Annotated in this window: 5 protein-coding genes; all 5 read left to right on the plus strand. The window is 43.5% G+C overall.

Going from position 1 to position 11707, the window contains the following annotated elements:
* Positions 1-395: 395 nt before the first annotated feature.
* The 5 genes from QM738_RS08960 (at position 396) to clpX (ending at position 11585) form a co-directional block, all read left to right on the plus strand.
* Positions 396-7361, plus strand: coding sequence for a M36 family metallopeptidase (locus tag QM738_RS08960; RefSeq protein ID WP_462276349.1), 6966 nt, complete (start codon positions 396-398; stop codon positions 7359-7361).
* Positions 7362-7533: 172 nt separating this feature from the next.
* Positions 7534-8229, plus strand: a complete 696-nt coding sequence (locus QM738_RS08965) for a ClpP family protease (protein WP_462276350.1) — start codon at positions 7534-7536, stop codon at positions 8227-8229.
* Positions 8230-8338: 109 nt separating this feature from the next.
* Positions 8339-8962, plus strand: coding sequence for a ClpP family protease (locus QM738_RS08970; protein WP_462276351.1), 624 nt, complete (start codon positions 8339-8341; stop codon positions 8960-8962).
* Between the two features lie 91 nt (positions 8963-9053).
* A complete protein-coding gene (locus tag QM738_RS08975; protein ID WP_462276352.1) occupies positions 9054-10142 on the plus strand; it encodes a hypothetical protein in 1089 nt (362 codons plus the stop codon).
* Positions 10143-10343: 201 nt separating this feature from the next.
* Positions 10344-11585, plus strand: coding sequence for an ATP-dependent Clp protease ATP-binding subunit ClpX (gene clpX, locus QM738_RS08980; RefSeq protein WP_462276353.1), 1242 nt, complete (start codon positions 10344-10346; stop codon positions 11583-11585).
* Positions 11586-11707 lie beyond the last annotated feature (122 nt).

The following is an 11707-nucleotide window of genomic DNA, read 5'->3' on the forward strand; positions in this document are numbered from 1 at the left end:
AAGGTAGGGTTACGGACTGGGAATGTCAAAAAAAATGGTACAATAAATATATGCCTGATAAAAAGATGCTATATAATTTATAAGCCAGTGATAAAAGCCTTTCCAAATGCGCCGGTAGCGGTTGCCAGCCAAAAGATTTTGGGGTTAAAAAAATATTTTTCAGGCCTGTAAAGGCTTTGGGGCTTTTTTATCTCAAAACCCTTAAAAAATATTGGTTCAATATGCAAAATGATGTAATTTTCCACCTCTATTTCTGTTTGATAACAATTGTTTAACTACAATCAGTACAGACTTTATAGAATCTCCAGTATCCGTTTTTTGCAAAACCAGGCTTTTTTTACAACTATAACTATTATAACTAAACGGTCACTAATTACAAACTAACACAATTACTTATGAGAAGAATTCTCCTCTTGATTTTTCCGTTATTGTTTAGTGTATTTATCGCAAGTGCACAATCAAACAATGCAGACGACAACGTAGCATTGCAGTTGGTTAGCGCAAACAAAGCCACGCTGGGTTTGTCGCAAACAGAACTGGACAATGTTATGGTCTCAAGAACCTATCTCGACAATGCCTCCGGTATAAGGATGGTATACCTGCAACAGACGTACAAGGGTATACCTGTTTATAACCAGATGCTGGTTCTTGCTTTTAAAAACAACAGGCTGCTTTCCAATGCGGGTACTTTTAACCACAGCATGGAAAAACTGGCCAACAGTAAAACAGGCTTGCCCTCCGTTACAGCGGAAGCAGCGGTACAGTCTGCTTTATCAGACAAAAAACTGGTGCCAACACAAATGGCCATTGCCATCAGCAGAAAAGACAATGGTAATAAAGTGGAATTTGGCAACATGGGTGTAACCCGTGAGAACATCACGGCCAACTTAATGTGGGTGCCCATTGAAAAAACAACCAACAATGTAACTTCTGTTGTTGGTATGTCATTAGGCTGGCAGGTATATTTTATACCTAAAGCCAATTCCGATTACTGGCTGGTAAGGGTGGATGCAACTGACAACAGTATCATCAACTCCAGCAACCTTACGGTATATGATAACTGGGGTAAACCAGAATTGCCTGGTGAAACCAATATCAATTACCCAGAATTCACCAAAGACCCGGTAGCTAAAAATGTTGCGGGCAACAATCCTTTCGATTTTCAACAACTGAATAAACTGACCGACGAGACCAGCCCTAATGCTGTGAACTCTGCGATCTATAATGTAATTCCTTTCCCTGCAGAAAGTCCTATCCACCCGGGTGGTACGCCTGCAACCAGGACAAGTCCATGGACAAATGCACCTGGTAACGCTACTACATTAAAATGGCATACCGGTGCCGGATCAACTGATTACAACTATACCCGTGGTAACAACGTATGGGCATACCAGGATCAGGGTAATGCCAATGCTGGTTCTATTGCAACTTCAGCAAGCTCAACCACTGCTTTACCGGATCTTACTTTCAACTTTGCACCGAACTTTACGGTAGCACCAACACAAACTACGCCGGTGCAGAACCAGCAGTTCAATATCACCAACCTGTTTTACTGGAACAATATCGTACATGACGTTATGTATATATATGGTTTCAACGAACCAAGTGCCAACTTCCAGGATGATAACCTTGGAAGGGGTGGTGTTGGTAATGACCACGTAAATGCAGAAGCGCAGGATGGTAGCGGTACCAACAATGCCAACTTTGCTACACCGGCAGATGGTGGTAGCGGTAGAATGCAGATGTACCTGTGGACCTTATCAAGCCCTCAGCGTGATGGTGACGTGGATAACGGTATCATCACCCACGAACATGGGCATGGTATCAGTAACCGTTTTACCGGTGGTGGTATCGCCAGCTGTTTGGGTAATGCTGAACAAATGGGTGAAGGATGGAGTGACTACTACTGCCTGATGTTCACACAGGACTGGTCAACTTCTAACCTGAATACCGGTTTCAACTCTCCAAGAGGTATCGGAACTTATGCACTGAACCAGCCAATCACCGGTTTAGGTATACGTTCTCAAAAATATTGCACAGACTTTACTGTGAACAATAAAGTGTACGCAGCTACTATCCCGGCCCTGCCACATGACAGGGGTGAGATATGGTGTGCTACCTTATGGGACATGACCTGGAATATCATTAACCAGGTAGGTACCATCAACCCTAACCTTTACGACCTTGCAGGTGGTGGTGGTAATACCATTGCCATGAAGCTGGTAACAGAAGGTTTAAGGTTGCAGCAGTGTAGCCCGGGTTTCATCAGCGGTAGAAATGCGATCCTGCAGGCAGATCAGAACCTGTACGGTGGTCAGTACTATTGCTCTATCTGGGAAGCATTCAGAAGAAGGGGTATGGGTGCATTTGCATCTGAAGGTTCTACCAACAGTGTAACTGACCAGACGCCTGACTTTACACCTCCGATCAGCCTGTCTTTAACACAGAACGGTATGACAAGTGTTGCAGAAGGTCAAACTATCTTCTACTCTAATAAAGTAACTACCTGCTCTGCAATTACAGGCTACACTTTAACAGATACATTGCCTACCAACGTAACATGGGCAAGTGGAGGTACTTATAATAATGCTACAAGAGTAGTTAGCTTCCCTGTTTCTCAAAACGGTGGTACTACTAACTATCCATTCAGTGTTACTGTTAATGCCGGTTCTTATTTCCCTCCGGTTACTTTACTGAACGAAACGGTGGCAGGTGCAACTATTCCATCAACATGGACAACCACTGCTACACCGGGTAACGTATGGTCGGTGGTATCAACACAAAGCCATAGTGCTCCTAATGCTTTCTTTGTAGAGAACCTTACTATTGCAGCTGATCAGAAATTAGAACTGACCAATGCAATTGCATTGCCATTGAACTCTTATCCAAAATTAAGCTTCTGGCACAGGTACAATACTGAAGCCGGATGGGATGGTGGTGTTGTAGAGATCAGCACTAACGGTGGTGCATCATGGACAGATCTTGGTCCTAACATGACTACTGGTGGATACAATGGTGGCTTAGGCGCAGGTGTTGGTAACAACCTTGCAGGAAGAGCAGCATTTACCGGCCAGAGCACCGGTGCAGGTTTACCTGTAAATACCGTGATCAGCCTGGCAGCTTATGCAGGTCAGTCAGTTAAAATAAGATTCAGATTCGCATCTGATGATAATACAGCCGGTACCGGTTCACCTACAGGATGGTGGGTGGATGATATCGTGCTTGATTATGCTGCTGCAGTTAACATGCGCACCAGCTTATTCAATGCATCAAACGTAAGGGTGTCTTATAAAGATACTGTTACCTTGATCACTCCTTTGATCCTGTGTTCTCCAAATATTGTTACACAGCCAACCAGCACTACAGTTTGTAACGCTTCTACAGCAAGCTTTACCTGTGTTGCAACAGCTACAGGCGGTGTTACCTACCAATGGCAGGTAAGTACCAATGGCGGTACTACCTGGACAGATATACCAGGTGCAACAGCCAGCACGTATTCATTTACTGCTGCACTGGCGCAAAATGGTAACCTGTTCCATTGCGTGGTTACAGGTTCTTGTAACCCGACGGCTACCAGTCTTTCTGCAACTTTAACTGTTGCAGCTGCAACAATTGGCGGTACCATATCTCCGGCTAATATTCCGGTGTGCGGATTACCTAATGGTGGTACATTCACTTTATCAGGTCAAAACGGCGCTATCGTTCGTTGGGAATCATCAACTGATGGCGGTACCACATGGACCAATATTGCCAACACAACCAATACTTTGACATTTGCAAATGCTGCAACTACAACTTTATACCGTGCGCTTGTACAGGTTTCAGGTTGTACAGCAGTATATTCTTCAATGGGTACAGTAACATTTACTGCAAGTTCACCATTGGCCATCATTTCTGATGTAGCTACAACATTATGCCAAGGAGATCCTGCGTTACTGACTGTTGTGGGTGTTACTACCAATTCATTTACATCAACCACCAGCATTACAATACCAGGTACAGGTACAGGAGCCGGAACAGGTTCTCCTGCTAACCCATATCCGTCAACAATTGCTGTAAGCGGTTTACCAACTACAGGTGTAACAGTTAAATCGGTTACTTTAACCGGTCTTACACACACCTTCCCTGCAGATATGGATATTGCACTGGTTTCTCCAACGGGCCAGGTGGTAATGCTGATGTCTGACGCAGGTGGTGGTAACGCTATTAGTGGTGTAAACTATACTTTTGATGACGCAGCTGGTGGCAATATGACCACAGGTCTGAATGCTACCGGTATTTATAAACCAACTGACCTGGGTGGTGTTGCAGATCCATTCCCTGGTGGCCCTACAACTCCTGTAGGTTCATTCCCGCTGTCTACATTTACCGGTAACCCGAATGGTAACTGGGGATTGTACATAGTAGATGATGCCGGCGGAGACGTTGGTACACTAAGTGGTGGTTTCAGCATCACATTCAGCTCAACTGGTATCGTTCCGGGTTTAACTTATACCTGGACACCAACCACTGGTCTTAACCAGTCAACAGGTAACCCTGTTGCAGCTTCACCTGCAACTACAACTACTTACACAGTATTTGCAGATAACGGTGCAGGTTGCGTAAGGCAGGCTTCTATTACATTAACTGTAAATCCTCGTCCTGCTATCACCTCACAGCCAGCTAACCTGAATGTATGTTCTGGTTTACCTGCAACATTCACTGTAGGTGCAAGCGGTGCTGGTATTTCATATCAATGGCAGGTAAGCACCAACGGTGGAACTACCTGGACCAACTTAACCAATGGTACTCCATATACTGGTGTAACCACAACTACTTTAACAGTTAGTCCTACAACTGCTGCAATGAATAACTACCGTTACCGTTGCGTTGTTAGTGGTACATGTCCTCCAAATGCAGTGTCAAACGGAGCGATACTGACCATTACCGGTTTACCAACCGTAACAGTTACACCAACTTCAACTTGCGGTGGTATCCAGGGTGTAAGCGGAACATTGCTGACTGCAAGTGGTGCCAACACTTATACATGGTCTCCTGTAGCTGGTCTGTTCACAGATGCAGTTGCAACTGCACCATATATCGCAGGTACACAGACAGCAACAGTATATGCGGCTCCAACAGCGTTTACAGCTTACACTGTATCCGGTACCAACAGCACAACTGGTTGTATCGGTACTGCAGTAGCACTTGTAAATTATACTCCACCAGCGCCTACTATTACACCGGCTTCAGTGCTGATGTGCTTAGGCGATGCTGCAGTTAAACTGAAGAGCTCAACATCCCAGTCTTACACTGCTACCTTTAACTCAGGTGCTGTGAATATCACCATACCGGATGGTCCAACTATTCCACCGGTTCCAACAACTTATCCAGCTACCAGCTCTAACATCACTGTATCTGGTATCCCAACCAATGGTACTATCACTAACATCAGGGTTAAATCAAACATTACGCATGCGTATGTAGGTGATCTGGTAATGGTATTGAAAGCGCCTAACGGTAATGTATATAACCTGGATGCGATGCTTTCTTACACCAACAATCCTGGAGCTAACTTTACAAATACTGTCATCAGCTCTGCAGGTACTAAACTGTTGAGTGCAGGTACTGCTCCGTTCAGCGAAACATTTAAAGCAGATGGTGCCGGTGCTACTTTTGCAGCATTTGGCTTCACATTCCCTGGTGGTCCTGTTGGATATATTCCAAACACTCCAACCATCGGTGGTCTGTACTCTGTACCAAACGGTACATGGACTCTCGCAATGTATGATGCAGGTGCTCCGGACGGTGGTACTTTGAATAGCTGGTCACTGGATATTGACTATGTAGTGGGTGTTCCTGCTACTCCAGCAGTGTGGACTCCTGCTGCCGGATTATTCTCTGATGCAGCTGCTCTTAACGCATATGTAGCGGGTACAGCAGTAGATTCAGTATGGGCAAGGCCTACGCCATCAGGTGTATATCCTTATGTAGCAACTGTAAAAAGTCTGCCGCCTACACCTTCTACTGTAACAATGACCAATACAGCAACTACATTCTTTACAACCCTTACATTCAATGTAAGGAACAATAACAACTACGCTGTTACATTAACCAATATCTCCAGTATGTGTAACCTTACTGGTGCTACTGATGTGGCGGCTTATTACAAAACAAGTGCTGTAAACGGTTTACCGGGTGCAATCACCACTGCAAACGGATGGACCCTGGCCGGAAACGCAACCATTACATCCATTGGTTTCCCTAACGTTCAGCCGTTCCTGTCTAACCTGAACATTGTGATACCTCCGGGTGGTACCTATGGTATCCTGGTGAGTGCATTGCTTGGAGCTACTCCAAACCTTGTATTCAGCAACGCAGGTACACAGCTGATAGCAACCAATGCCGGTGTGGACATCATCACTGGTGCCAATATCGGTTATGCAGGTCCTGCAGTACCAGGCGCTCCTACATTTACTCCATACTACTTTATAGGAAGTGTAAGTGTGGTACCAGCGGTAACAGCTTGTACTTCTCCGGGTAAAACTGTAGTGGTTACTGTTAACCAACCAATAGCATTCACAACTCAGCCAACTGATGTGGCTGTTTGTACAGACAAAGTGGCAAGCTTTACAGCTGTGGCTACCGGTTCTTCAATAACACACAACTGGCAGGTAAGTATCAATAATGGTAACACATGGACCAACGTAGCCAACGGCGGTATCTATGCAGGTGCAAATACAGGCACACTGACCATATCTGCTCCTCCGGTTTCAATGAACGGATACCTGTACAGGGATTCTGTAAGCACTACACCTTGTGCTCCTAAAGCATCTAACGTGGTTAAATTAACAGTTAATCCATTACCAACAGTGGTAATTGCGGCATCGCCTTATACCAAACTGTTCCCTGGATTAAAAACCACCATCTTCTCAACTGTTGCTCCTCCTGCAGCCAGCTACACCTGGTTCAAGAATGGTGCGGTAGTTCCAAATGCAAGCGGAAGCTCGCTGCTGGTTGATGTAGATGGATTAGGAGATTACACACTCAGGGTGAATGATGTAAACGGTTGTACCAATACATCCAACCTGATATCACTGAAAGATTCTGCAAGCGGAAAGGTATTCATCTATCCTACTCCTAACGACGGAAGATTCCAGGTGAGATACTACAGTATCATTAACAACGGCGGCCTGCCTCGCGGTATCAATGTATACGATGCCAGGGGTAAAAGGGTGCAAACTCAAACCTACTCGATCTCTGCACCATACGCAAGAATGGATGTGGATCTGAGAAGACACGGATCGGGTGTTTACTGGGTGGAAGTTGTTGATATAAATGGAAACAGGTTAGCCGTAGGCAGAACCGAAGTGTTGAGATAAATAGTATTGATTTCAATAAATGCAAGTCCCCTCCATTACCTGGAGGGGACTTTTTTTGCAATTTTGGCAGTTATTTAAACAGGAATGCTTTTTGCCACTTACCGTAAACAGAAAGTTGATTTCATCTTTATCACTATCAACTATATTTGTAACAACATTAATCTTATAGCATATGAATTTTGGAAAAGAATTTGAAAAGTTTGCTGTTAAGCACAAGGGCATCAGCAGCAATACACTGGATGGATATATCAAACACAACGTAACTAACCTTACACCCAATATCATCGAAGAGCGGCCCATGAACGTGGCGGTAATGGACGTGTACAGCAGGCTGATGATGGACAGGATCATTTTCCTGGGTTATCCCATCAGTGATGAAGTGGCAAACATTGTAACGGCGCAATTGCTGTTTTTAGAAAGCACCGACAGAACCCGTGATATACAGATGTACATCAACAGCCCGGGCGGAAGTGTATATGCAGGCCTTGGAATGTATGACACCATGCAGTTCATCACCCCGGATATTGCTACCATCTGCACAGGAATGGCAGCCAGTATGGGCCAGGTATTACTTTGTGCCGGTGCAAAAGGAAAACGTACCGCACTAAAGCATAGCCGCATCATGATGCACCAACCCAGCGCCGGTGCCGGCGGACAAGCCACAGATATAGAAATTACTGTGAACGAAGTAAAAAAAATAAAGAGGGAACTATACGAAATAACTGCTTTTCATACAGGCCAGCCGGTTGACAAAGTAGCGATCGATAGTAACAGGGATTACTGGATGACAAGTACCGAAGCCAAAGAATACGGTATGGTGGATGAAGTACTGGTAATGAATCCAAGAAAAGTAAAAAAGGATAAATAAAACAGTACAAAGTGGTAAGTACAAAGTCTGTGTTATATGTGTTACAGACTAAACTTCTAAACACTAAACTCCTAAACCTATAAACACTAAACATCTAAACTTTCTTAAAATGAATTTATACAACAGAACAACCAGGAACGAAGACGAAGAAGAAAACCCAAAGGATCTGCCGGAGAGTGCCATGGAAAAGATGATGAGCGGCTGGCAGTTTGACAAGAAATTTATTGAGCAGCGCAAGATATTTTTATGGGGCGTTGTAGATGATAAAAGCGCAAAAGACATTACAGCAAGATTACTGTACCTCGAAGCGCTTGACCCGGGCAAAGAGATCACTTTTTATATCAACAGCCCGGGCGGTGTGGTAACCAGTGGTATGGTGATCTATGATACTATGCAGATGATCAGCTCGCCGGTAAGTACCGTATGTATGGGAATGGCTGCCAGCATGGGAAGCATTTTATTAAGCGGTGGTGCCAAAGGCAGGCGCTTTATATTTCCGCATGGCGAAGTAATGATACACCAGCCCAGCGGCGGCGGACAGGGTACCAGCGCCGACCTGGAGATAATGGCAGAACAGATAAGAAAAACAAAACTGATGGGTGCAGAATTATTGGCAAAGAATTGCGGCCAGACAGTAGAAAAGATCATGCAGGATTTTGACAGGGATTACTGGATGGATGCCAAAGAATCAGTAGCATACGGAATCGTGGATGGCACGATAGACAAATTGTAATAGTAATAAATTGATACAGCAGGCTGCTCCTTAATTGGGGCAGTTTGCGTTTAATTACAAAACAGTAACAGCTTAATTGTATTTTTACAGCATGCAGTTCAATGATATCATCAATGCAAAACTAAGCCAGGAAGTGGACCGGCCTTTAATGAAGAAAGATATTTTTCCTGTAAGCGAAGGCCTGCAAAAATACCTGCGCAATTATGGCAGGGATATTAAACTACCCATTGTATATAAAGACCTGTTAAATTACCGCTATGCCACTTCCCTAAAAGATAAGAATGGCAAATTCACCCATTGGGAAAATGCCGTGTACGACCTGAAGGAAATGGAGTTTTTAAAAGAAGGATTGATAAAAACATACGCCATTCTTAAAACAGAAGGCAATCTCAATTTCATTAAGCATCTGGATGTAGAAAGAATAGATTTCTGCGAATTCGGCAACAGCGTTCCCTTCCGTATAAGAATAAGAAATAAGGTAAATGATAACTACGATCACTACTATGTAAAGGCAGCAGACGCTTCCCGCATTTATGGATTGGAGTTGGAACATCTATTGTCGCCCAACCGCATTACATTCCTGCATCACAAGAACACATTGGTGGAAGAACATATACCCGGTATACCCGGCGATCTTTTTTTACAAGATTATATGCACCTGCCTGAAACGAACAAGATCCGCATAGCAAAAGAATTTGTGAAGTTCAACGAACGTTGCTTTGCACGATTACTGGGCGATATGCGTAGTTACAATTTTGTGGTGGACATAACACCGGATATAGAAGATTACCAGTACAGGATTAGAGCTATTGATTTTGACCAGCAATGCTACGAAGGAAAAAAGAACCTGTACCTGCCCCAGTTTTACAAAGAGAATTTTGAGTATGTGGACCTGGTATTAAAAAGCCTGAGCCCCGAAGTGATTGAGCAATATCAAACCGAAGAAAGGACCACTATGGCCTACCGTGTAATTGCCAGCCGCAAACAATTAATGGAATTGTTGAATATTATGATGCAGGATGAACTTTCTGAAAATTATAAAGTGAAAATATTGCGGGAAGAACTGAATGCACATTTTAATTCCACCTATTTTTCCAAATGCAAAACCATGGGTGCAATTGTAAAAAGGCAGTTAAAACAAATGCTGCAGAAACATCTTAAACAGGTGCAGGGTATTTAAAGGGTTGCGGCAATTTTTGGCAACCTGCTTTTTATCAACCGGTTATCGCCACCTGCTAAATGAAACCGGCCACTAACAGGGCTTTAACCAGCCATAAGCAACATTTTTCAGCATAATATTGTCCTCTCATAAACGTTCTCATGAATGCTTTGTATCTTTGCACAACCGTGTAATAAACAGGGCAACTAATACCAGCTTATAATGGCAAAACAACAAACATTACATTGCTCCTTTTGTGGTCGCAGCCGCGATGAGGTCAAGATATTAATTGCCGGCCAGGATGGCCATATTTGCGAAAACTGTGTTGAACATGCAGAAGAGATCATTGAACAGGAACTGGGCAGCAGCAACGACAGCAAACAACCACACAGCCCCACACATAAACTGATCGTAAAAAAGCCGATCGAAATAAAAAACTTCCTGGATGAATATGTAATAGGACAGGATGATGCGAAGAAGATATTATCCGTAGCAGTATATAATCACTACAAAAGGCTGAACCAGAAAGTGGAGAATGATGTTGAGATAGAAAAGAGTAATATCATTATGGTGGGAGAGACCGGTACCGGTAAAACATTACTGGCAAAATCCATCGCACGCATGCTGAATGTACCTTTTGCCATTGTAGATGCCACGGTGTTCACCGAAGCAGGTTATGTAGGAGAAGATGTGGAAAGCATGCTCAGCCGTTTATTACAGGCCTGTAATTACGATGTGAATGCAGCAGAAAAAGGAATTGTTTTCATTGATGAAATAGACAAGATAGCACGCAAAAGCGATAATCCATCTATTACAAGAGATGTAAGTGGCGAAGGTGTGCAGCAGGGCCTTTTAAAACTGCTGGAAGGTACCGAAGTACTGGTACCGCCACAGGGAGGAAGAAAACATCCCGAACAAAAACTGATCAAAGTAAATACACAGAACATCCTGTTCATTTGCGGTGGCGCATTTGATGGGGTGGATAAAATAATTGCCCGCAGGGTAAATACCAATGCGATAGGTTTTAATGTAAATAAAGAATTGCAGGAATACCAGCACGATAACCTGCTGCATTTTGTGAACGCGGTAGACCTGAAGCATTTTGGATTGATACCCGAATTGCTGGGCCGTTTACCTGTGGTTACCTATTTAAATCCACTGGATGCAAAAACACTGCGCAGCATTTTAACAGAGCCTAAAAATGCTTTAATAAAACAGTTTACCCGCCTGTTTGATATAGAAGGTATTGAATTGAAATTTGAGCCTGCTGTATATGACTTTATGGTGGAAAAAGCACTCGAATATAAACTGGGTGCCCGTGGCCTAAGAAGCATCTGCGAAAGCATTCTCACCGATGCTATGTACGAACTGCCTTCTCAAAAAGTAAAAACTTTCGAGATAACACTGGAATATGCAGAACGCAAATTCAGCAGCAGTAAATTGAGTATGCTGAAAGTAGCATAAGAAATGAATAATTAATAATGAGTAATTAATAATTGAAAGCCCGGGTATAACCTCGGGTTTTTTTAATGCTCATAACCATTCAACAATTAAACTAATAAACCATTTAACTATTCATTTCTCCC

The sequence above is a fragment of the Ferruginibacter sp. genome, from assembly GCF_049840995.1.
In the GTDB taxonomy this organism is placed as follows: domain Bacteria; phylum Bacteroidota; class Bacteroidia; order Chitinophagales; family Chitinophagaceae; genus Ferruginibacter.

Bases quoted from the DNA above. Each gene is read 5' to 3' on its own strand.
- QM738_RS08975 (WP_462276352.1), top strand. From the start codon at position 9,054: ATGCAGTTCAATGATATCATCAATGCAAAACTAAGCCAGGAAGTGGAC.
- QM738_RS08970 (WP_462276351.1), top strand. From the start codon at position 8,339: ATGAATTTATACAACAGAACAACCAGGAACGAAGACGAAGAAGAAAAC.
- QM738_RS08960 (WP_462276349.1), top strand. From the start codon at position 396: ATGAGAAGAATTCTCCTCTTGATTTTTCCGTTATTGTTTAGTGTATTT.
- QM738_RS08965 (WP_462276350.1), top strand. From the start codon at position 7,534: ATGAATTTTGGAAAAGAATTTGAAAAGTTTGCTGTTAAGCACAAGGGC.
- clpX (WP_462276353.1), top strand. From the start codon at position 10,344: ATGGCAAAACAACAAACATTACATTGCTCCTTTTGTGGTCGCAGCCGC.